Annotated in this window: 21 protein-coding genes; 16 read left to right on the top strand and 5 right to left on the bottom strand. The window is 72.1% G+C overall.

Features of this window, described 5'->3' with window-relative positions; genetic code table 11:
• Positions 1-1,914 carry an ATP-binding SpoIIE family protein phosphatase gene (locus tag IE206_RS20825; protein ID WP_189964151.1) on the top strand — a complete coding sequence of 638 codons (1,914 nt, stop codon included), beginning with the start codon at positions 1-3 and terminating at the stop codon, positions 1,912-1,914.
• A 39-nt stretch (positions 1,915-1,953) separates the two neighbouring features.
• On the opposite strand, the gene IE206_RS20820 is transcribed toward IE206_RS20825, so the two are convergent.
• Positions 1,954-2,472, bottom strand: coding sequence for a hypothetical protein (locus IE206_RS20820; RefSeq protein WP_373300954.1), 519 nt, complete (start codon positions 2,470-2,472; stop codon positions 1,954-1,956).
• A 423-nt stretch (positions 2,473-2,895) separates the two neighbouring features.
• On the opposite strand from IE206_RS20820, the gene hemW reads away from it, so the two are divergent.
• On the top strand, positions 2,896-4,098 hold the full coding sequence (gene hemW, locus IE206_RS20815) for a radical SAM family heme chaperone HemW (RefSeq protein ID WP_226598964.1): 1,203 nt from the start codon (positions 2,896-2,898) through the stop codon (positions 4,096-4,098).
• 181 nt (positions 4,099-4,279) lie between these two features.
• On the opposite strand, the gene IE206_RS20810 is transcribed toward hemW, so the two are convergent.
• Both IE206_RS20810 and IE206_RS20805 read right to left on the bottom strand, forming a co-directional pair.
• Positions 4,280-5,095, bottom strand: a complete 816-nt coding sequence (locus IE206_RS20810; protein WP_189964147.1) for a DUF3097 domain-containing protein — start codon at positions 5,093-5,095, stop codon at positions 4,280-4,282.
• Between the two features lie 188 nt (positions 5,096-5,283).
• The gene (locus IE206_RS20805) at positions 5,284-6,006 is read right to left on the bottom strand and encodes an MBL fold metallo-hydrolase (protein ID WP_189964145.1); all 723 of its coding nucleotides are present in this window, start codon (positions 6,004-6,006) and stop codon (positions 5,284-5,286) included.
• Positions 6,007-6,161: 155 nt separating this feature from the next.
• On the opposite strand from IE206_RS20805, the gene hrcA reads away from it, so the two are divergent.
• The 8 genes from hrcA to IE206_RS20765 all read left to right on the top strand — a co-directional run bounded on the left by hrcA (position 6,162) and on the right by IE206_RS20765 (position 13,619).
• Positions 6,162-7,181 carry a heat-inducible transcriptional repressor HrcA gene (hrcA, locus tag IE206_RS20800; protein WP_053726096.1) on the top strand — a complete coding sequence of 340 codons (1,020 nt, stop codon included), beginning with the start codon at positions 6,162-6,164 and terminating at the stop codon, positions 7,179-7,181.
• Positions 7,182-8,318: a molecular chaperone DnaJ gene (gene dnaJ, locus IE206_RS20795; protein WP_189964143.1), complete on the top strand. Its 1,137-nt coding sequence runs from the start codon at positions 7,182-7,184 to the stop codon at positions 8,316-8,318.
• Between the two features lie 200 nt (positions 8,319-8,518).
• Positions 8,519-9,601: a nitronate monooxygenase gene (locus IE206_RS20790; RefSeq protein ID WP_189964141.1), complete on the top strand. Its 1,083-nt coding sequence runs from the start codon at positions 8,519-8,521 to the stop codon at positions 9,599-9,601.
• Positions 9,598-10,341 carry a 16S rRNA (uracil(1498)-N(3))-methyltransferase gene (locus IE206_RS20785; RefSeq protein ID WP_189964139.1) on the top strand — a complete coding sequence of 248 codons (744 nt, stop codon included), beginning with the start codon at positions 9,598-9,600 and terminating at the stop codon, positions 10,339-10,341. Before IE206_RS20790 ends, IE206_RS20785 begins: the two co-directional genes overlap by 4 nt.
• A gap of 295 nt (positions 10,342-10,636) precedes the next feature.
• Positions 10,637-11,176: a hypothetical protein gene (locus IE206_RS20780; protein WP_226598959.1), complete on the top strand. Its 540-nt coding sequence runs from the start codon at positions 10,637-10,639 to the stop codon at positions 11,174-11,176.
• A gap of 103 nt (positions 11,177-11,279) precedes the next feature.
• Positions 11,280-11,639 carry a histidine triad nucleotide-binding protein gene (locus tag IE206_RS20775; protein WP_189964137.1) on the top strand — a complete coding sequence of 120 codons (360 nt, stop codon included), beginning with the start codon at positions 11,280-11,282 and terminating at the stop codon, positions 11,637-11,639.
• A gap of 36 nt (positions 11,640-11,675) precedes the next feature.
• Entirely contained in the window at positions 11,676-12,590 is a 915-nt protein-coding gene (locus tag IE206_RS20770; protein ID WP_189964135.1) for a ribonuclease Z, read from the top strand.
• A 24-nt stretch (positions 12,591-12,614) separates the two neighbouring features.
• A complete protein-coding gene (locus IE206_RS20765; protein ID WP_189964133.1) occupies positions 12,615-13,619 on the top strand; it encodes an adenosine deaminase in 1,005 nt (334 codons plus the stop codon).
• 544 nt (positions 13,620-14,163) lie between these two features.
• On the opposite strand, the gene IE206_RS20760 is transcribed toward IE206_RS20765, so the two are convergent.
• Complete coding sequence (locus tag IE206_RS20760; RefSeq protein ID WP_189964131.1) at positions 14,164-15,471, bottom strand: MFS transporter; 1,308 nt, start codon at positions 15,469-15,471, stop codon at positions 14,164-14,166.
• Positions 15,472-15,791: 320 nt separating this feature from the next.
• Here IE206_RS20760 and IE206_RS20755 point away from each other — a divergent pair, with 320 nt between their 5' ends.
• From IE206_RS20755 to IE206_RS20730, 6 genes are all read left to right on the top strand, one after another.
• Complete coding sequence (locus tag IE206_RS20755) at positions 15,792-17,087, top strand: glucarate dehydratase family protein (protein WP_226598960.1); 1,296 nt, start codon at positions 15,792-15,794, stop codon at positions 17,085-17,087.
• A 183-nt stretch (positions 17,088-17,270) separates the two neighbouring features.
• On the top strand, positions 17,271-18,389 hold the full coding sequence (locus tag IE206_RS20750) for a carbohydrate kinase family protein (protein ID WP_189964491.1): 1,119 nt from the start codon (positions 17,271-17,273) through the stop codon (positions 18,387-18,389).
• Positions 18,390-18,675: 286 nt separating this feature from the next.
• Positions 18,676-19,725 (top strand): PhoH family protein, encoded by a 1,050-nt coding sequence (locus tag IE206_RS20745; RefSeq protein WP_189964127.1) that lies wholly within the window; start codon positions 18,676-18,678, stop codon positions 19,723-19,725.
• A gap of 13 nt (positions 19,726-19,738) precedes the next feature.
• Complete coding sequence (ybeY, locus tag IE206_RS20740) at positions 19,739-20,242, top strand: rRNA maturation RNase YbeY (RefSeq protein WP_189964126.1); 504 nt, start codon at positions 19,739-19,741, stop codon at positions 20,240-20,242.
• Positions 20,239-21,537, top strand: coding sequence for a hemolysin family protein (locus tag IE206_RS20735; RefSeq protein ID WP_189964124.1), 1,299 nt, complete (start codon positions 20,239-20,241; stop codon positions 21,535-21,537). The genes ybeY and IE206_RS20735 overlap by 4 nt, the downstream gene beginning before the upstream one ends.
• Positions 21,534-21,887 carry an MmcQ/YjbR family DNA-binding protein gene (locus IE206_RS20730; RefSeq protein ID WP_189964122.1) on the top strand — a complete coding sequence of 118 codons (354 nt, stop codon included), beginning with the start codon at positions 21,534-21,536 and terminating at the stop codon, positions 21,885-21,887. Before IE206_RS20735 ends, IE206_RS20730 begins: the two co-directional genes overlap by 4 nt.
• 16 nt (positions 21,888-21,903) lie before the next feature.
• Here the strand turns inward: IE206_RS20730 and IE206_RS20725 are convergent, their stop codons facing one another.
• A complete protein-coding gene (locus IE206_RS20725) occupies positions 21,904-23,313 on the bottom strand; it encodes an MFS transporter (RefSeq protein WP_189964119.1) in 1,410 nt (469 codons plus the stop codon).
• Between the last annotated feature and the right edge of the window lie 46 nt (positions 23,314-23,359).

Raw genomic sequence — 23,359 nt, 5'->3', positions numbered from 1 at the left:
ATGAACCGGTCGTATTCTCCGACCTCCTACGACCCGGCCGAGGGGGCGCAGGTGCCGTCCGCCGCGGTGAAGCCCGGCGCCTGCCCGACCGTCTGCACCAGCCTGCCCGGCAACCCGCTGGCCCCCGGGGCCGCCCGGCGGTTCATACGGGCCGCGCTCGCCGACTGGGCCGGGCTCGGCCCGCCGGTATCGGGTCAACTAACCGAATTCTCCGAGCAGTTCACCTACGACGCGGCCATCCTCGTCAACGAGCTGGTCACCAACGCGGTCGTGCACGCGGGCACCACCGTAGACGTGCTGTGCCGCCTGGAGAGCGGCGACGGCCAGGAACCGGCAGCCCTCGTCATCGAGGTCTCCGACCACCATCCCTCCCGTGCGGTACGCAGCGAACCGCAGCGGGCCCGGGACGAGCACGCGGCATGCGAGTACGGACGCGGCCTCCATGTCGTCGCCGCCCTCGCCGAATGCTGGGGCATCACCTACCGCAGCGGGCTCAAGACCGTCTGGGCCCGCCTCACCGCGGACGCCGACGGGTCGCCCCAGCCGCCCGACGGCCACCGCGACGAACTCCTCCAACGCGGCCTGCGTGCCGCCGAGATCCTCGCTCCGGCCCCGCACCGCACCCCGCGCCGGCACGACCGCGACTGGGTCAACCGCGGCGCCCTCTCCTTCCTCGCCGAGGCCTCCGACCTCCTGGCCGGACAGTTCGACGAGGACATGATCGCGGCCCTGGCCGGCCAGCTCCTGGTGCCCCGGCTCGCCGACTGGTGCGCGATCTGGCTCGACGAGGACGCGGGCGGCCCGCTCACCGCGCCCCGCCTGGCCCGGGTCTGGCACGCGAAGGAAGCCGCCATGGAGCCGCTGCGGGCCGCCGTCGAGAAGGAGCCGCCCCGGCTGCCCGCCTCCGCCCGCGGCGGCCCGGTGCCGATGCCCTGGCCGCGGACGCCCGAGCTCGGCGCGGACGGCGCGGCGCTCGCGTACCGCCTGGTCGCGGGCGGCAGCGAGATGGGCGTCCTGCAGCTCGGCCGGGCCGGCCTGTCGCGCATCCCCGACGAGGTCACCGGCCTCATCGAGGACTTCCTGCGCCGGGTGGCCCTCGCGATCGGCGCGGCCCGCCAGTACACCCGGCAGGCCACCATCAGCAGGGTGCTCCAGCGCGGCCTGCTGCCCACCCGGGTCGCCGAGATCCCGGGCATCGACAGCGCCTTCGTCTACGAGCCGAGCAACGAGGCGCTGGCCGGCGGCGACTTCTACGACGTCTTCCCCGGCGCCGGCGGACGCTGGTGTTTCGCACTCGGCGACGTCCAGGGCAGCGGCCCCGAAGCCGCCGTGGTCACCGGCCTCGCGCGGCCCTGGCTGCGGCTGCTCGCCCGCGAGGGGTACGCGGTGCACGAGGTCCTGGACCGGCTCAACCAGCTGCTCGTCGACGACGCCACCGAGGCGGCCGAGTCGGCGGTCCGCCTCGCGACGGCCGAGCCCGTGGGGGAGGACGAAGGGCCGCAGGCCCGCTTCCTCTCCCTCCTGTACGGGGAGCTGGTGCCGGACGCCCAGGGAGTGCGCTGCACCCTGGCCAGCGCTGGACACCCGCTGCCCCTGATCCTTCGGCCCGACGGCTCGGTCCGGGCGGCCGCCGTCCCGCAGATCCTGCTCGGCGTGGTCGAGGGCGCCCGCTACGAGAGCGAGAGCCTGCGCCTGACCTCGGGCGACACCCTGCTGTGCGTGACGGACGGGGTGACCGAGCGCCGCTCGGGCCCGCGCATGTTCGACGACGCCGACGGGCTCGCCACGGAACTGTCCGGCTGCGTCGGCCTGACCGCCTCCGGGGTGGCCGGCCGGATCAAGCAGGCGGTGTACGACTTCGGCGAGGCCCCGCCCGCGGACGATCTCGCGCTGCTCGTCCTGCGAGCGGACTGACCCGGCCCGGTGGGCGCGGCCGGGCCCCGTCCCCGCAGGTCAGGCGCTGGCGGCGGCGGTGCAGGACGCGTTGCCGCCGCAGTAGGTGATGTCCCAGTGGCTGCCCTCGTTGGCGTACACGTTCCCGGCCGAGGACCGCCAGCGGGTCGCACCGTCACTGCGGGTGGCGATGTGCGTGAAGCTGTTCATGACATAGGAGTCGATGCAGCTGTTGCGCGAGATGTCGGCCTTGTAGCCGTTGTAGTGGCTGTACGTGCCGGACGCGTGCCCCACCTCGGTACCGCCGGTGACGTTGATCGCGCAGTTGCTCGCGGACTTGAGCGTCCTGAGCCCGTCGACGGTGGCCTGGTTGATCTGCTCGTACGAGGTGCAGGTGGAGTTGGAACGGGTGGTGCAGCCGCCACTGGAGGAGTGGGTCACCCCCGCCGCCGACAGCTGGGAGGCGGCGGCGGACTGGCTGAGCTTGACGACGGCGGCGTCCGCCGTCCCGGCGAAGGCGAGGAGGGCGCCGGCGGCGAGGGCGCCGGAGGCGACGAGGGTGCGCTGACGGATCATCATGTGCGGTTGCCCTTCGGGGAGTCGGGGCGGGTTGCCCTTCGGGTGGGACTGGGGCGGCCTGCCCTTCGGGTGGCTGGGGGCGTGTCTGTTCCGCGGGACACGATGGCGTATGGGCGGGGTCGGGAGGGAGAGGGGGGACGTGAACAGTGCGGCGTTCTTCGGGGGTCGGTGGGGTGCGGCTCTGCTGGGGCGGGGCCGTCATTCGGGTGCGGACCGTGGGTGGCCGGTCGCGCCCGCGCGGCGGAGCCGCACAATGTGACAGCCCCGCGCCCCTTGGCAGGGCCGCTCTCGGCGGGGCGCCCGTGCGGGCACCTCCAGGCGGTCCGCGATGGAGAACGGTCTCAGGGGTCGGGGTGGGTCAGGGCAATGGCGGGGGTGGCGGACAATGGGGGCATGCCTTCCGTACTGCCCGATGGTGAGCCCATGCCCGAGGACGGGTCGCTGCCCCGCCACGCCCTGGAAGGCGCCGGGGAGCGGCCGCTCGGCTTCTACCTGCACGTTCCGTACTGCGCGACACGCTGCGGCTACTGCGATTTCAACACGTACACGGCGAGCGAGCTGGTGGGCAAGGGCGGCGTCCTGGCCTCCCGCGACAACTACGCCGACATGGTCGTCGAGGAGATCCGCCTGGCCCGGAAGGTGCTGGGCGAGGACCCCCGCCCGGTGCGGACGGTGTTCGTGGGCGGCGGCACGCCCACGCTGCTCGCGGCGGCCGACCTGGTACGCATGCTGGCGGCGGTACGGGACGAGTTCGGCCTGGCCGAGGACGCGGAGGTCACGACCGAGGCGAACCCGGAGTCGGTGAACCCGGCGTATCTCGCGGAGCTGCGGGCGGGCGGCTTCAACCGGATCTCCTTCGGCATGCAGAGCGCCCGGCAGCACGTCCTGAAGGTCCTCGACCGTACGCACACGCCGGGCCGGCCCGAGGCGTGCGTCGCGGAGGCCCGCGCGGCGGGCTTCGACCACGTCAACCTGGACCTGATCTACGGCACCCCGGGCGAGAGCGACGAGGACTGGCGGGCCTCGCTGGACGCGGCCGTCGGCGCGGGCCCGGACCACATCAGCGCGTACGCCCTGATCGTCGAGGAGGGCACCCAGCTCGCCCGCCGCATCCGGCGCGGCGAGGTGCCGATGACGGACGACGACGAGCACGCGGACCGGTACCTGATCGCGGACGAGGTCCTCGGGGCGGCGGGCTACTCCTGGTACGAGGTCTCGAACTGGGCCACCACGCCCGCCGGGCGCTGCCTGCACAACGAGCTGTACTGGCGCGGGGCGGACTGGTGGGGGGCGGGGCCCGGCGCGCACAGCCATGTGGGCGGGGTGCGGTGGTGGAACGTGAAGCACCCGGGCGCGTACGCGGCGGCCCTGGCGTCCGGCCGCTCCCCCGGCGCGGGACGGGAAGTACTGCCTCCGGAGGACCGCAGGGTGGAACGCATCCTCCTGGAACTCCGCCTGCGCGAGGGCTGCCCCTTGACCCTGCTGCACCCGGCCGGCCTCGCCGCGGCGCGCCGAGCGGCGGAGGAGGGCCTGCTGGACGCGGAGTCCTTCGCGGCGGGGCGGGCTGTTCTGACCTTGCGCGGTCGGCTGCTGGCCGATGCGGTGGTTCGGGACCTGGTGGACTGAGCGGGGCGGGGGGTACCGGTTCGCGCAGTTCCCCGCGCCCCTTGAGGGGTGGGTTTTCGGCTGCGGGCCGTGGGCGGCTGGTCGCGCAGTTCCCCGCGCCCCCAGCAGGGTCGATGCCGGCCCGCATCGGAGGCCCGGCGCACCGGGCCGAGCCGCACCACACCCTCCAGCCCCCGGAGGGCTACGGCGCGGTTACGAAGTCGATCAGGTGCTCCACCGACCCCAGCAGCGACGGATCCAGATCCTTGTACGACCGCACCCCCGAAAGGATCCGCTGCCAAGCGGCCCCCGTGTTCTCGGGCCACCCCAGCGCCCGGCAAACCCCCGTCTTCCAGTCCTGCCCCCGCGGCACAACCGGCCACCCCGCAATCCCCACGGACGCCGGCTTCACCGCCTCCCACACGTCGATGTACGGGTGGCCGACAACCAGCACGTCCGGATGCGTCACGGACGCCGCGATGCGGGACTCCTTGGAGCCCGGGACGAGGTGGTCCACCAGAACCCCCAGCCGCGCATCCGGCCCGGGTGCGAACTCGGCCACGATCGCCGGAAGGTCGTCGATGCCCTCCAGGTACTCGACGACCACACCCTCGATCCGGAGGTCGTCCCCCCACACCCGCTCCACGAGCTCCGCGTCATGGCGCCCCTCGACATAGATCCGCCCCGCCCGGGCGACCCGGGCCCGCGCCCCCGGCACGGCCAGCGATCCGGAGGCCGTACGGGCGGGCCCCGCGGGGGCGGAGGAGGGGCGTACGAGCGTGACGACCTTGCCCTCCAGGAGGAAACCGCGGGGCGCGAGCGGGAAGACGCGGTGCTTGCCGAAGCGGTCCTCCAGGGTGACCGTCGGCCCCTCGGCGGTCTTCTCGCAGCGGATCACGGCTCCGCAGAATCCCGTGGAGACCTCCTCGACCACGAGGTCGACCTCGGCAGGAACCTCGGGAACGGGCGCCTGCTTCTTCTTCCAGGGCGGGGTCAGATCAGGGCTGTAGCTACGCATGGGGCCCATTATTCGGGGGTGCGGCCGGGGGTCCGGGGGTTGGCCCCCGGGAGATGCAGCCAGGGCGGGGTCAGATCAGGGCTGTAGCTACGCATGGAGCCCATTATTTCGGGGTGGCCGGTGGATACCGCGGTGGCCCCCAAGAAATCCGGGAGACGCGGCATGTCCGAGCCTGACCCGCGTCGGGGCTACAACACGCCGAACCGCACCGCGAGTTGATCCCGCTGGGTCCGTACGAACGCCGCGTCCACCGCCGCCCCGTGCCCCGGCACGTACACCGCGTCCTCGCCGCCCAGCGAAAGCAGCCGGTCCAGGGCGGCGGGCCAGCGGGAGGTCACCGCGTCGGAGCCCGCCTGCGGCTCGCCCGACTCCTCGACCAGGTCGCCGCAGAAGACGATCTCCGGCGAGTCGCCGCTCGCGGGGACCAGGACCGCGAGGTCGTGGCCGCTGTGACCGGGGCCGACATTGGCGAGCAGCACCTGACGGCCGCCCAGGTCCAGCGTCCACTCGCCGCACACCGCGTGGTGCGGATGCACCAGCAGGTCGGCCGCCTCGGCCGCGTCCTCGGCGGACACGCCCTGGCGCGCCGCGTCGTCGCGCAGCGCCTCACGTACCAGCGCCCGCTCGATGCCGACCGCGCCGTACACCTCGGCCCCGGAGAACGCCGCCGTGCCCAGGACGTGGTCGAAGTGGGGGTGGCTGAGCGCGATATGGGTCACACGGCGGCCGAAGAGGGCCTCGGCCTGTGCCCGGAGTTCGGCGCCCTCGCGGAGCGTCGCACCGGTGTCGTACAAGAGGAGTGAGCTCTCCCCGGCGATCAGCCCGGCCGTGGCGTCCCAGACGGGCAGGCGCCTGCGCCCGACCCCGTCGCCGAGGCGCTCCCAGCCGAACTCTTCCCAACTGACGTCCATGACGCGACGCTATCCGCAATCGACCGGCGACGCCGCACGGTAGCGTGGTCGGCCGCCCTTGCTAGGGGCGTACCGGTCGGCCGTACACTGGCCGGGGGATCGCTGGCACTCGAACACAGTGAGTGCCAAACGGACGGCAACTGGAGGTGTGCGCGATGCTCAGTGAACGCAGGCTCGAGGTGCTGCGCGCCATCGTCCAGGACTATGTCGGCACCGAGGAACCGGTGGGGTCCAAGGCCCTCACCGAGCGGCACGCCCTCGGCGTGTCCCCGGCGACCGTGCGCAACGACATGGCCGTACTGGAGGAGGAGGGCTTCATCGCCCAGCCCCACACCAGTGCCGGCCGGATCCCGACCGACAAGGGCTACCGGCTCTTCGTGGACCGGCTGGCGGGCGTCAAGCCGCTGTCGTCGCCGGAGCGCCGGGCGATCCAGAACTTCCTGGACAGCGCGGTGGACCTGGACGACGTCGTGGCCCGTACGGTGCGGCTGCTCGCGCAGCTGACCCGGCAGGTGGCGGTCGTCCAGTACCCGTCGCTGACCCGGTCCACGGTGCGGCATGTGGAGCTTCTCTCACTCGCCGCGGCCCGGCTGATGCTGGTGCTGATCACCGACACCGGCCGCGTCGAGCAGCGCATGGTCGACTGCCCGGCGCCGTTCGGCGAGGCCTCGCTCGCGGACCTGCGGGCCCGGCTCAACGCACGGGTGGTGGGACGCCGCTTCGCGGACGTTCCGCAGCTGGTGCAGGACCTGCCGGAGTCCTTTGAACCGGAGGACCGAGGAACCGTTTCGACGGTCCTCGCCACCCTCCTCGAAACCCTGGTCGAAGAGACCGAGGAGCGGCTGATGATCGGCGGCACCGCCAATCTCACCCGCTTCGGACACGACTTCCCGCTGACCATCAGGCCGGTGCTGGAGGCGCTTGAGGAGCAGGTCGTGCTCCTCAAGCTGCTCGGCGAGGCCAAGGAATCGGGCATGACCGTACGCATCGGGCACGAGAACAACGCCCACGAAGGACTGAACTCCACGTCCGTCGTATCGGTCGGCTACGGTTCCGGCGGCGAGGCGGTCGCCAAACTCGGCGTGGTCGGACCGACCCGCATGGATTACCCCGGAACGATGGGAGCGGTACGCGCAGTGGCACGTTACGTCGGACAGATCCTGGCGGAGTCGTAAGTGGCCACGGACTACTACGCCGTACTCGGCGTGCGCCGCGACGCATCACAGGACGAGATCAAGAAGGCGTTCCGGCGCCTCGCACGCGAACTCCACCCGGATGTGAATCCGGACCCGAAGACGCAGGAGCGCTTCAAGGAGATCAACGCCGCGTACGAGGTGTTGTCGGACCCGCAGAAGAAGCAGGTCTACGACCTCGGCGGGGACCCGCTGTCGTCGTCGGGCGGCGGCGGTGCCGGCGGCTTCGGCGCGGGCGGCTTCGGCAACTTCTCGGACATCATGGACGCCTTCTTCGGCACGGCATCGCAGCGCGGCCCGCGCTCGCGGACCCGCCGCGGCCAGGACGCCATGATCCGCCTGGAGATCGACCTCAACGAGGCGGCCTTCGGCACCACCAAGGAGATCCAGGTCGACACCGCCGTGGTGTGTACGACCTGTTCGGGCGAGGGCGCCGCGCCCGGCACCTCCGCGCAGACCTGTGACATGTGCCGCGGCCGCGGCGAGGTGTCCCAGGTCACCCGGTCCTTCCTGGGCCAGGTCATGACCTCGCGGCCCTGCCCCCAGTGCCAGGGCTTCGGCACCGTGGTCCCCACCCCCTGCCCCGAGTGCGCGGGCGACGGGCGCATCCGCTCCCGCCGTACCCTCACCGTGAAGATCCCGGCCGGTGTCGACAACGGCACCCGGATCCAGCTCGCGGGCGAGGGCGAGGTCGGCCCCGGCGGCGGCCCCGCCGGCGACCTGTACGTGGAGATCCACGAGCTTGCGCACGACGTGTTCCAGCGCCGCGGCGACGACCTGCACTGCACGGTCACCATCCCCATGACGGCGGCGTCGCTCGGCACGAAGGTGCCGTTGCAGACGCTGGACGGCATGGAGGAGGTGGACATCCGTCCGGGCGCCCAGTCCGGCCAGTCCATCCCGCTGCACGGGCGCGGCATCACTCATCTGCGCGGCGGCGGGCGCGGTGACCTCATCGTGCACGTCGAGGTCATGACCCCGAGCAAGCTCGACCCCGCGCAGGAGGACCTGCTCCGTCAGCTGGCCAAACTCCGTGGCGAGGAACGCCCGACGGGGCAGTTCCAGCCGGGGCAGCAGGGGTTGTTCTCCCGCCTGAAGGACGCGTTCAACGGGCGTTGAGCGGATGGGGGGGCTACGGGGGTGACCCCGTAGCCCCCTTTCTTTTTGGGGCTGCGCCCCAAACCGGGGCGAATCCAGCCCCTCCGGCGTTTGAGGAGCGGGGGTTCGGGGGCGGAGCCCCTTCGCAGGGGGCCGGGGGGACCCACCCTGGGAGGAAGTGGCGATTCGGCGCGAGAGCAACAGCGTGGCACGATGCGGGCATGGCTTTGACCGATCTCTGCCGGTATCCGATCGTGCAGGCGCCCATGGCGGGCGGCGCCTCCGGTCCGGCGCTGGCCGCGGCCGTCTCCGAGGCCGGGGGGCTCGGGTTCCTGGCCGCCGGGTACAAGACCGCCGACGGCATGTACCAGGAGATCAAGCAGATGCGCGGGCTGACGAACCAGCCCTTCGGAGTCAACCTGTTCATGCCGCAGGACCCGCACACCGACCCCGCCGCCCTTGAGGTGTACCGCCACCAGCTGGCCGGCGAGGCCTCCTGGTACGAGACCCCGCTGGGCGACGCCGACACCGGGGGCGACGACAACTACGAGGCCAAGCTGGCGATCCTGCGTGAGGACCCGGTGCCGGTGGTCTCGTTCACCTTCGGCTGCCCCGAGCGCCCGGTGTTCGACGCGTTCGCGAAGGCCGGTACGTACACGATCGTCACCGTGACCACCCCGCAGGAGGCGCAGGCCGCGCAGTGGGCGGGGGCGGACGCGGTGTGTGTGCAGGGCGTCGAGGCGGGCGGTCACCAGGGCACGTACCGGGACGATCCGCAGGTCGGAGGGGCCGGCATCGGGCTGCTCACGCTGATCGGGCTCGTCCGGGAGACGGTGCAGCTGCCGATCGTGGCGGCGGGCGGCCTGATGCGGGGCGCGCAGATCGCGGCCGTGCTCGCGGCCGGGGCGGACGCGGCGCAATTGGGCACGGCGTTCCTGGCGTGCCCGGAGTCGGGCGCGAACGTGCTGCACAAGCAGGCGCTGACCAACCCCCTCTTCGTCCGTACGGAGTTGACGCGGGCGTTCTCGGGGCGGCCCGCGCGGGGCCTGGTGAACCGTTTCATGCGGGAGCACGGGCCGTACGCCCCCGCCGCGTATCCGCAGGTGCACCAGCTCACCGCCGGTCTGCGCAAGGCGGCGGCCGAGGCGGGCGACCCCCAGGGCATGGCGCTCTGGGCGGGCCAGGGCCACCGCCTCGCCCGGGAGCTCCCGGCGGGCCGGCTCGTCGAAGTCCTGGCCGCCGAACTCGACGACGCGGCAGCGGAGTTGACCCAGAAACTGCAGAACCTGAGGAGTGCGTCATGACCGCCCCGGTCTTCGTTGTCGACAAGGTGCCGGGCGGCGGCGAGTACGTCCTGGACGGGGCGGAGGGCCGGCATGCCGTCTCCGTCAAGCGGCTGCACGCGGATGAGGAAGTGACCCTGACCGACGGCGCCGGGAACTGGGCGGACGCGGTGGTCGTCGCGGCCGAGGGCAAGGACCGGCTGGTCGTACGGATCACGGCGAGCGCGACGGAGGACGAGCCGGCGGTACGGATCACCGTGGTGCAGGCGCTGCCCAAGGGCGACCGGGGCGAGGTCGCGGTGGAGACGATGACCGAGACCGGGGTCGACGCGATCGTGCCCTGGCAGGCCGGGCGCTGCATCACGCAGTGGAAGGGCGAGCGCGGCCTCAAGTCCCTTGCGAAATGGCGCAGTACGGCCCGGGAGGCGGGCAAGCAGTCCCGCCGGGTGCGCTTTGTGGACGTACGGGAGGCGATGACGACGAAGCAGGTCGCGGCGCTGCTTGCGGGGGCGGACCTGGCGATGGTCCTGCACGAGGACCGCGCTGTGGGCTCGGCGGCCCTGTCCACGGCGGACCTCCCCGCGCGGGGCGAGATCGTGCTGGTCGTAGGTCCGGAGGGCGGCGTCTCCCCGGAGGAACTGGCCACGTTCGCCGCGGCGGGCGCGAAGCCGTACCGGCTGGGGCGCAGTGTGCTGCGTACGTCGACGGCGGGGACGGTGGGGGCGGCGGTGCTGATGGCGAGGACCGGGCGCTGGTCCTGACCCTGCTTCCTCCTTGGGGGCGTGGGGAACTGCGCGAGCAGCCGCGTACCGCCCGCGGCCGAACAGCCATGCCTGGCCCGCCCATCGCACTTCTCACCCCCGGAGGGTCAGGGGAAGGGGCGGGGAGGGGCCGCCGGGGGCCCAGGCGGAGCCCCGTGCCCACCGGGCGGCAGCCGGACCGGGACCGGACCGCGACCACAACTCGGCCGGCCCGCGGCCGGGGCACGCCCGAATCCCGACGGGATGGCCGCAAGGGGGCTACCGCGCCCGGTGCCGCGGTGGCACCCTGGCGCTCATGGGGGCCAAGAGGTCGCACCGCCGAGCACCACACACCGCCCGCCGCAGGGCGTACCGAACCCTGCCCGCCGTAGCCATGGCCGCGCTGGCCATCGGCGGCGCGGCAGCCTGCGACCCCGTCGGCGGGCTCAACTCCGCCGCGGTCGCGGTCACCACCGACCAGACGGCGACCGCCGCACTCCAGCACCAGCACGTCAGCATCAAGTGGCTCACCTGCACCGCCAACCTCAAGGGCGGCCCCAGCGCGACCCCTTCGGCCGGCAGCACCACCCAGCAGGTCGCCGACGTGAACTGCCAGGGCGAGACCAAGGACGGCAAGCCGATCACGGTCAAGGGAACGGTCACGCAGGAGGTCGAAGGCCGCTGCGTGAAGGGCGACCTGACCGCCAAGGTCGCCGACAGGACCGTGTTCCGCGCCAGCGTGCTCGGCGACTGCAACGCCCCCGCCCCGACGACGGGCCCCGCCACGCCCGCCCCCGGCGGCCGCCCCACGGTCACGGTGACCGTCACGGTCACGGAGTCCTTCCGAGGCAAGTAGCACGCAGCGCACCAGCCGGGCCACCCCCTCCACGAGCCGGAACGCCAGAACGCGTTGAGTAGCATGCGGTTACCTGATCAACGCGACCAAGGAGGACCCGACCGTGGCCGGAGAGCCGCAGGCCGACTGCCTGTTCTGCAAAATCGTCTCGGGCGATGTCCCGGCGACCGTCGTGCGGGAGACCGAGACGACCGTGGCCTTCCGCGACATCAACCCCCAGGCGCCCACTCACATCCTGGTCATCCCGAAGGTCCACCACCCCGACGCCGCCGCGCTCGCCGCCGCCGAACCGGCGATCCTCGCGGACGTGGTGCGCGAGGCCGGGGAGGTCGCCCGCGAGGAGAAGGTCGACGGCACCGGCTACCGGATCGTCTTCAACACCGGCAGTGGCGCCGGCCAGACCGTCTTCCACGCGCACGCGCACGTCCTGGGCGGCCGCGGCCTCCAGTGGCCGCCCGGATAACCACCCCGCACAGCCCGCACAGCAAGGCGACTCACCGTGTCCGTACGTGAATTGGTGGTGCTCGGCACCGCCAGCCAGGTCCCCACCCGGCACCGCAACCACAACGGCTATCTGCTGCGCTGGGACGGCGAGGGCATCCTCTTCGACCCCGGCGAGGGCACTCAGCGGCAGATGCTGCGGGCCGGGGTCGCCGCCCACGACATCAACCGGATCTGCGTCACGCACTTCCATGGCGACCACTCGCTGGGCCTGGCCGGGGTGATTCAGCGGATCAACCTCGACCGGGTCCCGCACCCGGTCACCGCGCACTACCCGCTCAGCGGCGAGCACTTCTTCGAGCGGCTGCGGTACGCCACGGCCTACCGCGAATCCGTGCAGCTGGCCCAGGAGCCGGTCGCGGGGGAGGGCGCGGTGCTGGCGGCGACAGCCTCGTACACCCTTCAGGCGCGTCGGCTGTCGCACCCCGTCGAGTCGTACGGCTACCGCATCGTGGAGCCGGACGGGCGGCGGATACTGCCGGAGCTCCTCGCCGAGCGCGGCATCAAGGGCCCCGACGTGGGGCGCCTCCAGCGCGAGGGCGAGCTGAACGGCGTGTCCCTCGACGACGTCAGCGAGATCCGGCGAGGGCAGCGGTTCGCGTTCGTCATGGACACCCGCCTGTGCGAGGGCGTGAGAGCTCTCGCGGACGGCTGCGACATGCTGGTCATCGAGTCGACATTCCTGGACGGCGACCTCCAACTGGCCGTGGATCACGGTCACTTGACGGCCGGCCAGGCGGCGGCGGTGGCCCGCGACGCGGGCGTACGCCACCTGGTACTGACGCACTTCTCGCAGCGGTACTCCGACCCCGAGGAATTCGAGCGGCAGGCACGGGCCGCCGGGTACGAGGGCGAACTGACGGTAGCCGCGGACCTGGTCCGGGTCCCCGTCCCCAAACGCACCACCCCCTGACGCACCACCCCAGAGAGTCCCCCCATGCCCCTCCCCATCCCCAAGGCCGAACTCCACCTCCACATCGAAGGCACCCTCGAACCCGAGCTGGCCTTCGAACTCGCCGCGCGCAACGGCATCGAGCTGCCGTACGCCGACACCGAGGAACTCCGCAAGGCGTACCTCTTCGACGACCTGCAGTCCTTCCTGAACCTGTACTACTCGCTGATGACGGTGCTGCGGACCGAGGAGGACTTCGCCTCGCTGGCCGACGCGTACCTGACCCGGGCCGCCGCCCAGGGCGTGCGCCACGCCGAGATCTTCTTCGACCCGCAGGCGCACATCGCGCGGGGCGTGCCCATCGGCACGGTGGTGGAGGGCCTGTGGCGCGCCCTGTCGGTGAGCGAGGAGCGGCACGGCATCTCCACCCGCCTGATCCTCTGCTTCCTGCGGGACGAGCCGGCCGAGTCGGCGCTGCTCACGCTGGAGGCGGCGCGGCCGTACCTGGACCGGATCACGGGCGTCGGACTCGACTCGGCGGAGGTCGGCCACCCGCCGGCCAAGTTCCGCGAGGTGTACGAGCTGGCCGCCTCGCTCGGGCTGCGCCGGGTCGCGCACGCGGGGGAGGAGGGGCCGCCGGAGTACATCACCGAGGCGCTCGACGTCCTGGGCGTGGAGCGCATCGACCACGGCCTGCGCGCCCTGGAATCCCCGGAATTGGTGGCCCGCCTGGTCCGGGACCGCATCCCGCTCACCCTCTGCCCCCTCTCGAACGTACGCCTGCGCGCGGTCGACACCCTGGAGGAGCACCCGCTGCCCGCGATGATGGACGCGGGGCTGCTGTGCACGGTCAACTCCGATGATCCGGCGTACTTCGGGGGGTACGTGGACGACACGTTCCACGCGGTGCGGGAGGCGCTCGGGGTGTCCCGCGAGCGCCTGAGGGAGCTGGCGCGGAACTCGTTCGAGGCGGCGTTCCTGGAGGGGGAGGAGGGGCGGAGGGAGCGGTATCTGGCTGAGGTGGAGGCGTACGACTTCGACGCGGAGTAATTGGCGGGGGAGCCACCCTGTACCCCCCAGCCCCGAGAAGCCGCCCTCCCGGGGCCTCCGCCCCGGCTCCCTGGCGGGTTTGCCCACACGCCCGCCCGTGCGGGGAGTCGAGAGGCCGAGCCCTGGGGCCCCGTCAGTCCCCGCTCCTCAATCGCCTGAGGGGCTGGAAGGTGTGGACTGATTTCGGCTGCGGGTCGTGTGTGGTTGCTCGCGCAGTTCGCCGCGCCCCTGGCAGGGCTGGTGCCGGCAGGGTGCCCCGGCAGGCATCTCCGGCCGGGCGACGATCACGGACGTCAGCCCACTCTCGGCCCGTCATGGGGGTCCCCCTGGCCCTTGAGGCCTTGGCGGAGTTCGAGGACGAGCGGCCTTCAGGCGCGAACGGGGTCCGGGGCACAGCCCCGGGGAACGAACCCGGCTTCCCTCCCCAACCCCCGGCGGGTTTCGGGAAGGGGTGGGGTGGGGCACCTCCGGGGCTTGGGCCGACGCCCCAGGAAACCCCTCTTCCCTCCCTGCAGCCCCCGGAGGGTCTCGGGGTGGGGAAGGCTCAGGACGCCAGGACCTTGCGGCGGCGTTTCGCTCGCGAGGTGATCGGGATCTCAGCGACCTCCTGCTCCGGCACCCCGATCTGCGGAAGCAGCGCGGACGAGGCCCCCGCCCGGCCCGCCGCGACGGCCGCCGCCGCACCACCGCGGCGCCGGATGGAGCCGGGCACCAGCGGCCGCCCGGCGGTATGCAGCGCGACCGCCGTCATCGGCGCGGCGATGAGCAGGAGCAGGGCACACAGCACAAGACCCATCCCCCGGTACCCCGCGTACTCGGACAGCAGGCTGCCCGTGAGCGGGCCGCAGGCCACCCCGAGGGAGGAGGCCGAACCCGCGAGTACCGCCCAGCGGCCGCGCGGGTCGAGCGAGGCGGACAGGCCGATCAGGTAGGAGAGGACCACCGGGTAGAAGACGTTCCAGAGGATCTCGCCGGACGCGAAGGACACCAGGCCCCGGGCCGACGAACTCGCCACGATGCAGCACGCGATGACCGCCGTGCCCGCCCCGATCGGCACCGCCCGCCCGAGCCGCGCGCCGAGCGCACCCGCGCCCAGCACGCCGAGCAGCCCCGCGCCGAGCCCCGCCGCGAACACCATGCCGACGGTGACCTCGGTCAGCCCGGCCTGGGTGAGGCCGATCCGCCCGCTCACCCCCCACAGCGCGTTCTGCGCGAGGGACCAGCAGAGCATGGTCGCGGCCAGGACCGTACCGGAGCGGCGGTGCGGGAGCCGTACCCCCGTGGCCCCGGTGGGCTCCACCGGTCGGCCCGGACCGTACGCGTCCGGCAGCCGTCGCGTCGCGGGCCACACCAGCGCCGCCACCACCGCGATCGCGGCGAGCGGGGTCGCGTGCCCGCCGCCGAGGTGAGGGATCGTCAGATACAGCGTGCCCGCCGTCGCGGAGACGGAGAGCAGGCCCAGCGTGGAGGTGCGGTGGGGGTCGCGCTGGGCGGCGATGCCTGCCGCGGCCACCGCCGTGGCCGTACCGGAGCCGAGGCCGCCGACCACCGCGCCGGCCACGACGAGCGGGACCAGAGTGGTCAGGGCGGCGCCGCCGTACCCCGTGATCATGAGGAGCAGGCCGAGCCCGGCGAGGCGGCGCGGGCCGTACCGCTCCACTCCGGAGGCAAGGGTGAAACCGGCCGTCGCCGAGCTCAGCAGCAGGGTGGAGCCGACCAGGCCGGCTTGTGTGGGCGAGAGCCCGAGTCCTGCCGAGAGGCGGCCGACGACGGTGGGAAGGAGGTACGCGGCGAGGTAACCGGCGGTGAAGACGGCGACCAGGGGCCAGGCGGCACGGGAGCGTGCGGACATGGGCGTTCCAAGGAACAGTGCCCGTGGGGCAGGGAGGTCAAAGAGGGGGGATGCGCCCGGTGTTGTACGGGATCGCGGGCCCAATTTGTATCAAGCGTCCCGAGTGCGCGAAAAGCCGAGAGTCAGTGATCTGGGTCACATGTTGTTTGGCCTGGGGTCGGTCGGGTAAACGAGCGAATTTCGTTAGGAGGGAGGGGGGTTGGGGGCGGTCGTCGACAGTCGGGTCCCTTGACGTCCCTCTGTTCACATATCTAGTCTCCATTTTTATTGGTGGACCAGTTGCTTCTTGGTGGACGAGATCGCATAGGAGAGACGGCGCCGTGCGCGGACAGCAGATTGCCGAGGTGCGGCTCACCCCGGTCCTCATCTCCGACCCCCCGCTCCTCAATGTCCAGGGCGTGCATCAGCCCTACACGCCCCGCCTGGTTGTCGAGATCGTCACAGCCGAGGGGACCACCGGGGTCGGTGAGACGTACGGCGACACCAAGTACCTCGAACTCGCCCGCCCCTACGCCCGGGCCGTGGTCGGGCACGACATCGCCGACCTCAATGGACTGTTCACGTTGGTGAACAAGATCGGGGTGGCTGACTCCCGGGTCGACCACTCGGTCGACGTCGGAGGGCTGCGCGGCGTCCAGAGCGCCGACAAGCTGCGCCTGTCCGTCGTCTCCGCGTTCGAGGTGGCCTGCCTGGACGCGCTCGGCAAGAGCCGGGGCGTGCCCGTGCACACCCTGCTCGGCGGCAAGGTCCGCGACGCCGTGGAGTACAGCGCGTATCTCTTCTACCGCTGGGCCGAACACCCGGGCGGCGCGGGCGAGAAGGACACCTGGGGCGCGGCCCTCGACCCCGCCGGGATCGTCGAGCAGGCCCGCCGTTTCGTACGCGAGCACGGCTTCACGTCCTTCAAGCTCAAGGGCGGCGTCTTCCCGCCCGAGCAGGAGGTCGCCGCGATCCGCGCCCTGGCCGACGCCTTCCCCGGCCACCCGCTCCGGCTCGACCCCAACGGCGGCTGGACGCCCGAGACCTCGCTCGGGGTCGCCGCCGAACTCGCGGACGTACTCGAATACCTGGAGGACCCGGCGCCGGGCACCGCCGCGATGGCCGAGGTGTCGCGCGGTACGGGCGTGCCGCTCGCCACCAACATGTGCGTGACGACGTTCCCCGAGATCAGGCAGGCGTTCCTGACCGACGCCGTCCAGGTGGTCCTGTCCGACCACCACTACTGGGGCGGGCTTCGCAACACGCGTGAACTCGCCGCGATCTGCCGGGTGTTCGGAGTCGGCCTGTCCATGCACTCCAACACCCACATGGGGATCAGCCTCGCCGCCATGACCCACGTCGCGGCGACCGTCCCCAACCTCGACTACGCCTGCGACAGCCACTACCCGTGGGGGACCGAGGACGTGATCACCGCCCGGCACGTGTTCCGCGACGGGCGCCTGGACGTCTGTGACGCCCCCGGACTCGGCGTCGAACTCGACCCCGCCGCACTCGCCCGCCTCCACCGGCGCTGGCTCGACGACGACGGCACCCTGCGCGACCGCGACGACGCGGCCGCGATGCGCCGGGCGCCGGAGCACGCGACCTGGACAAGTCCGGTGCTGCCCCGCTGGTAGCGGCCCCCGGCCGGCGTACATCGGGCAGACTTGCCAGATCTGTACGCGAACGGAGAGCCCGCCGTGACGACACGATCCAGCAGAGAGCAGCCGCCCCACGAGCCCCAGCGGCCCCGCCCGGAATACTCGCCCGAGCGTGACCGCACGCCCGCCGAATGGCACCGTCCAGGCGGCGCCGACTCCCTGGCCGAGCGCCGTCACACCGCGGGCGCCGAGCCCCGCCGGTCCTCCCGGCTCGACCCGCTCGACGGGCTGCGCGACCCGCACGACCCGCCCTGCGACGTGTTCCTCACCGGCACGGTCTTCCTCGACATCATCTTCACCGGGCTCGACTCCGCCCCCGTCCGCGGCACCGAGTCCTGGGCACGCGGCATGGGTTCGAGCCCCGGCGGCGTCGCCAACATGGCCACCGCGCTCGCCCGCCTCGGCCTGCGCACCTCCCTGGCCGCGGCCTTCGGCGACGACCACTACGGCGAGTACTGCTGGGACGCGCTCGAACAGGGCGAGGGCATCGACCTCTCGCTGTCGCGCACCGTGCCCGGCTGGCACTCCCCGGTGACCGTCTCCATGGCGTACGAGGGCGAACGCACGATGGTCACCCACGGCCACGAGGCGCCCCACGAACTGTCCGCGCCCAACTGCCCGCCGCGCGCCCGGGCCGCGGTCGCCTCCCTCGTGCCGGGGCGCAGCGAGGGCTGGATCGCGGACGCGGCGCGCTCCGGCGCCCGGGTCTTCGCGGACGTCGGCTGGGACGACACGGGCCGCTGGGACCTGGCGGGGCTCCCCGACCTCGAACACTGCGAGGCGTTCCTGCCCAACGCGGCCGAGGCGATGGCCTACACCCGCACCGACTGCCCGCGCGCGGCGGCCCGGGCCCTGGCCGAGAAGGTGCCGCTGGCGGTGGTGACGCTGGGGCCGGAGGGCGCGTACGCGGTGGACGGCGGGACGGGCGAGACGGCGGACGTCCCGGCCATCGAGGTCGAGGCCCTCGACCCCACCGGGGCGGGCGACGTCTTCGTGGCGGGCTTCGTCACCGGCACCCTGGCCGGCTGGCCGCTCGCGGACCGGCTCGCCTTCGCGGGGCTCACGGCGGCGCTCTCGGTCCAGGAGTTCGGGGGGTCGCTGTCGGCGCCGGGGTGGGCGGAGATCGCGGGCTGGTGGGAGAAGGTCCGCACGCTGGCTCACCAGGACCCCTCGGCCCTGCGCCGCTACACCTTCCTGACCGACCTCCTCCCGGGCGCCGCCCGCACCTGGCCCCTCCGCAGAGCAGTCCCCACCCTGGGCTTCCGCCACCCGGTCTGACCTCCGCGCCCCGGGCCGCCAAATCCAGCCCGGGCCGGCAAAATCCAGCCCCTCCGGCGTTTGAGGAGCGGGGGCCCGGGGGCAGAGCCCCCGGACACGGTCCGCGGACGAAAGACAGGGGGCTGGGGGCTCGGCCCCCAGGGGGTTCGCGGGGGCACCCCGTGCAAGGGCAGGGTGGAAAACCCTTCGGACGCCCGCGCAGCAAGTCGTACGCTTGGTATCCCAGAGGTTCCCGAGCAGCGAGAACCCTGCAACGGGAGGTATGTGCAGGCCACAGAGCCGGCCCATGACTCAGACACCCACACACCCGCAGGCGCACGCCCAGATCACCATCCCGGCCAAGCACCCCATGGTGACGATCCTGGGTTCGAGCGACTCCCTGCTGCGCGTGATCGAGAAGGCCTTCCCGTCGGCCGACATACACGTACGGGGCAATGTGATCAGCGCCGTGGGGGACGCGACGGAAGTCGCCCTCATTCAGCGACTGTTCGACGAGATGATGCTGGTGCTCCGCACCGGACAGTCGATGACGGAGGACGCAGTGGAACGCTCGATCGCCATGCTCCGGGCCAATGGCAGCGCCAACGGCAGCGGAGCCAACGGGGACGGACACCGCGAGACACCCGCCGAGGTGCTCACGCAGAACATCCTCTCCAGCCGCGGTCGCACCATCCGCCCCAAGACCCTCAACCAGAAGCGGTACGTCGACGCGATCGACAAGCACACGATCGTCTTCGGCATCGGCCCCGCCGGTACCGGAAAGACCTACCTCGCCATGGCCAAGGCGGTCCAGGCCCTGCAGTCCAAGCAGGTCACCCGGATCATCCTGACCAGACCGGCCGTCGAGGCCGGCGAGCGCCTGGGCTTCCTGCCCGGCACGCTCTACGAGAAGATCGACCCGTACCTGCGCCCGCTGTACGACGCCCTGCACGACATGCTGGACCCGGACTCGATCCCGCGCCTGATGGCGGCGGGAACCATCGAGGTCGCCCCGCTGGCGTACATGCGGGGCCGCACCCTGAACGACGCCTTCATCATCCTCGACGAGGCGCAGAACACCAGCGCCGAGCAGATGAAGATGTTCCTGACCAGGCTCGGCTTCGACTCGAAGATCGTGATCACGGGTGACATCACCCAGGTCGACCTTCCGGGCGGCACGAAGAGCGGTCTGCGCCAGGTCCAGGACATCCTGGACGGCGTCGAGGACGTGCACTTCTCCCGGCTCACCTCGCAGGATGTCGTACGGCACAAGCTCGTCGGCCGTATCGTCGACGCGTACGAGCAGTACGACAGCCGCCAGGACCAGAACGGCCGGGGCGGCCGGAACGGGAAGTAGAGCAGAGCGCACCATGTCGATCGACGTCAACAACGAATCCGGAACCGAGGTCGACGAGCAGGCGATCCTCGACATCGCCCGCTACGCCCTCACGCGGATGCGGATCCACCCGCTCTCCGAGCTCTCGGTGATCGTCGTGGACGCCGAAGCCATGGAGCAGCTGCACATCCAGTGGATGGACCTGCCGGGGCCGACCGATGTCATGTCCTTCCCGATGGACGAGCTGCGTCCGCCGGCAAAGGACGACGACGCGGCGGAGCCCCCGCAGGGCCTCCTCGGTGACATCGTCCTGTGCCCGGAGGTCGCCAAGAAGCAGGGCGAGGACGCCGAGACGCAGCACTCCATGGACGAGGAGCTCCAGCTCCTCACCGTCCACGGGGTGCTGCACCTGCTCGGCTACGACCACGAGGAGCCGGACGAGAAGGCCGAGATGTTCGGTCTCCAGGCGGCCATCGTGGACGGCTGGCGCGCGGAGAAGGGCCTGACCGGTCCCTCCCCGGCGCCGACCGTCTCATGACCGGCCAACTGATCGCGGGCGCCGTCGCTCTGGTCGTCGTCGCCTGGCTCGCGGCCTGCGCCGAGGCCGGCATCGCCCGTACGTCCTCCTTCCGCGCGGAGGAGGCCGTACGCACCGGCCGGCGCGGCAGCGCCAAGCTCGCCCAGATCGCCTCGGACCCGACGCGCTACCTCAACGTGGCGCTGCTGGTGCGGGTCGCCTGCGAGATGGCGGCGGGGGTCCTCGTCACCTACGTCTGCCTCGACGAGTTCGGCGAGACCTGGGCCGCGCTGCTCGTCGCCATCGGCGTGATGGTGCTCGTCTCCTACGTCGCCGTCGGCGTCTCGCCCCGCACCATCGGCCGCCAGCACCCCCTGAACACCGCGACGGCGGCCGCGTACGTGCTGCTGCCGCTGGCCAGGATCATGGGGCCGATCCCACAGCTCCTGATCCTGCTCGGCAACGCGCTCACCCCCGGAAAGGGCTTCCGCAAGGGGCCGTTCGCGTCCGAGGCCGAGCTGCGGGCGATGGTCGACCTCGCCGAGCAGGAGTCGCTGATCGAGGACGACGAGCGCCGGATGGTGCACTCGGTGTTCGAGCTGGGCGACACCCTGGTGCGCGAGGTCATGGTGCCGCGCACCGACCTCGTCTGCATCGAGCGGTACAAGACGATCCGCCAGGCCCTCACCCTCGCCCTGCGGTCGGGCTTCTCGCGCATCCCGGTGACCGGCGAGAACGAGGACGACATCGTCGGGATCGTGTATGTGAAGGACCTGGTCCGCAAGACGCACATCAACCGGGACTCCGAGGCCGACCTCGTCTCCACCGCCATGCGGCCCGCCGCCTTCGTGCCCGACACCAAGAACGCCGGTGACCTGCTGCGCGAGATGCAGCAGCAGCGCAGCCACGTCGCGGTCGTCATCGACGAGTACGGCGGCACCGCCGGCATCGTCACCATCGAGGACATCCTGGAGGAGATCGTCGGTGAGATCACCGACGAGTACGACCGCGAACTGCCGCCGGTGACCGAGCTCGCGGACGGCTGCTTCCGGGTGACCGCCCGGCTCGACATCGGCGACCTGGGCGAGCTGTTCGGCTTCGACGAGTTCGACGACGAGGACGTGGAAACCGTCGGCGGGCTGCTCGCCAAGTCGCTCGGCCGGGTGCCGATCGCGGGCGCCTCGGCCGTGGTGGAACTGCCCGACACACGCAGGCTGCGGCTCACCGCCGAGTCCCCGGCGGGTCGCCGCAACAAGATCGTCACCGTACTGGTGGAGCCGGTCGAGGACGACGAGGAGAAAGGGAGCGCGGAGTGACACCGAAGCAACTGAGGTCGTTCTGCCTGGAGTTCAACGCCGCGACGGAGGAGTTCCCGTTCGGCCCGGAGACCTCCGTCTTCAAGGTGCTCGGTAAGATGTTCGCGCTCACCGCGCTCGACGGGAAGCCGCTCACCGTCAACCTCAAGTGCGACCCGGACGACGCGGTCCGGCTGCGCGAGGAGCACGCCGCGATCGTGCCGGGCTGGCACATGAACAAGCGGCACTGGAACACCGTGGACGTGGCCGGGCTCCCGGACCGGCTGGTCCGGGAGCTCATCGAGGACTCGTACGACCTGGTGGTCGCCGGTCTGCCGAAGGCCGAGCGGCTCCGGCTCGACCGGGCCTGACACAGGGCCCGGCCGCTCAAGCCCGCTTGCGCAGGCCGAGGCCGATCAGGGCGGCCGTCGCGACCACGATCACCGCGTCGATCGCGAGCACCGTGCGCACCCCGTCGAACAGCGAGGCCTGCGTCGTGGCGAGCACGCCGAGCAGCGGGATGCCGACGGTCAGGCCGACCTGCTGGGTGGTGGTGACGAGCCCCGTCGCCAGGCCCTGCTCCTCGTTCGGCACGCCGCTGGTCACGGTCACGCCGTACGAGATGATCGCGCCGAGGTGGCACATGCTGGCCAGCGAGACGGCGACGGTCGCGAGCAGGGCGCCCGACTCGCTGCCCAGGCCGAGCAGGGCGGCGATGAAGACGCCCTGGCCGAGCAGCGAGCCGACCAGGACCCGCCGGGCGCCGAAGCGGCCGATGAACTTGGCGGCGTACGCGCCGGCGACGGCCGAGGCGACGCCCTGGATGCCGAAGATCAGGCCGGTCTCGAAGGACGAGAGCCCCAGGGTCTCCTGGAGGTAGAGGGTCAGTACGAAGATGACCGCGGACATCATCGAGAAGGTGACCAGGCCGCCCAGGTTGCCCCAGGCCACGGTGCGGCGCTTCAGCATCGGCAGCGAGACCAGCGGGGCCGAGGCCTTCGACTCGACGATCACGAACGCGACGAGCAGGGCGAGGCCCACGATCAGGGTGCCCCACACGTCCGCGTCGCCGAAGCCGCGCTGGGCCGCCGTCGACAGGGCGTAGATCACCGCGAGCAGACCGCCGGTGACGGTGACGGCGCCGGGCACGTCCAGGCGCGGGCGCTGAGGGGTGCGGGACTCGGGCAGCAGGCCGGGGGCGAGCGTCAGCACGATCACCGCGAAGGCCACGAGCAGGCCCATCGTGGAGCGCCAGCCCAGGGTGTCGGTCATGACGCCGCCGAGCACCATGCCGGTGGTGTAGCCGAGCGACAGCAGGGTGCCGGAGATGCCCAGCGCCTTGGCGCGCAGCGGACCCTCGGGGAACGTCGTGGTCAGCAGGGACATGCCGGTCGGCACGATGACGGCCGCGCCCAGGCCCTGCAGCGCGCGCCCGGTCAGGAAGGACGCCGGGTCCCAGGCGAGGGTGGCGAGCAGCGAGGCCGTGCCGAACAGGGCGAGGCCGGTCAGGAACAGCTTCTTGCGGCCGAAGAGGTCGGCGATGCGGCCGAACAGGAGCAGGAAGCCGCCCGAGGGCAGGGCGAACGCGGTGACCGCCCACTGGAGCGCGGACTGGCTCAGGCCCAGGTCCTTGCCGAGCGCGGGCAGCGCCACGTTCAGTACGGAGAAGTCGAGCGCCACCATGAACTGGGCGGCGCAGAGCACGAAAAGGACCAGCTTGGCCCGGCCGGTCAGCCGGTCCACCTGGGGAGCCGCCGTGTGCGGCCCGGTGATTGTCGTCTGTGTATCGATCGCCATGGCCACTACCTTCGCGGCCCGGGAATGCCCGTGGAGAGTGGGAACT

Source organism: Streptomyces violascens (assembly GCF_014649955.1).
In the GTDB taxonomy this organism is placed as follows: Bacteria; Actinomycetota; Actinomycetes; order Streptomycetales; family Streptomycetaceae; genus Streptomyces; species Streptomyces violascens.
Note: the sequence above shows the minus strand (reverse complement) of the source record. Positions and strands in the feature narration are given on the sequence as shown.

What these genes read in the sequence shown, in the direction of transcription:
- IE206_RS20790 (WP_189964141.1), top strand. Translation starts at nt 8,519, where the DNA reads ATGGCTTTGACCGATCTCTGCCGGTATCCGATCGTGCAGGCGCCCATG.
- IE206_RS20780 (WP_226598959.1), top strand. Translation starts at nt 10,637, where the DNA reads ATGGGGGCCAAGAGGTCGCACCGCCGAGCACCACACACCGCCCGCCGC.
- IE206_RS20805 (WP_189964145.1), bottom strand. Translation starts at nt 6,006, where the DNA reads ATGGACGTCAGTTGGGAAGAGTTCGGCTGGGAGCGCCTCGGCGACGGG.
- IE206_RS20820 (WP_373300954.1), bottom strand. Translation starts at nt 2,472, where the DNA reads ATGATGATCCGTCAGCGCACCCTCGTCGCCTCCGGCGCCCTCGCCGCC.
- hemW (WP_226598964.1), top strand. Translation starts at nt 2,896, where the DNA reads ATGCCCGAGGACGGGTCGCTGCCCCGCCACGCCCTGGAAGGCGCCGGG.
- hrcA (WP_053726096.1), top strand. Translation starts at nt 6,162, where the DNA reads ATGCTCAGTGAACGCAGGCTCGAGGTGCTGCGCGCCATCGTCCAGGAC.
- ybeY (WP_189964126.1), top strand. Translation starts at nt 19,739, where the DNA reads ATGTCGATCGACGTCAACAACGAATCCGGAACCGAGGTCGACGAGCAG.
- IE206_RS20825 (WP_189964151.1), top strand. Translation starts at nt 1, where the DNA reads ATGAACCGGTCGTATTCTCCGACCTCCTACGACCCGGCCGAGGGGGCG.
- IE206_RS20735 (WP_189964124.1), top strand. Translation starts at nt 20,239, where the DNA reads ATGACCGGCCAACTGATCGCGGGCGCCGTCGCTCTGGTCGTCGTCGCC.
- IE206_RS20785 (WP_189964139.1), top strand. Translation starts at nt 9,598, where the DNA reads ATGACCGCCCCGGTCTTCGTTGTCGACAAGGTGCCGGGCGGCGGCGAG.
- IE206_RS20725 (WP_189964119.1), bottom strand. Translation starts at nt 23,313, where the DNA reads ATGGCGATCGATACACAGACGACAATCACCGGGCCGCACACGGCGGCT.
- IE206_RS20765 (WP_189964133.1), top strand. Translation starts at nt 12,615, where the DNA reads ATGCCCCTCCCCATCCCCAAGGCCGAACTCCACCTCCACATCGAAGGC.
- IE206_RS20745 (WP_189964127.1), top strand. Translation starts at nt 18,676, where the DNA reads ATGACTCAGACACCCACACACCCGCAGGCGCACGCCCAGATCACCATC.
- IE206_RS20760 (WP_189964131.1), bottom strand. Translation starts at nt 15,471, where the DNA reads ATGTCCGCACGCTCCCGTGCCGCCTGGCCCCTGGTCGCCGTCTTCACC.
- IE206_RS20810 (WP_189964147.1), bottom strand. Translation starts at nt 5,095, where the DNA reads ATGCGTAGCTACAGCCCTGATCTGACCCCGCCCTGGAAGAAGAAGCAG.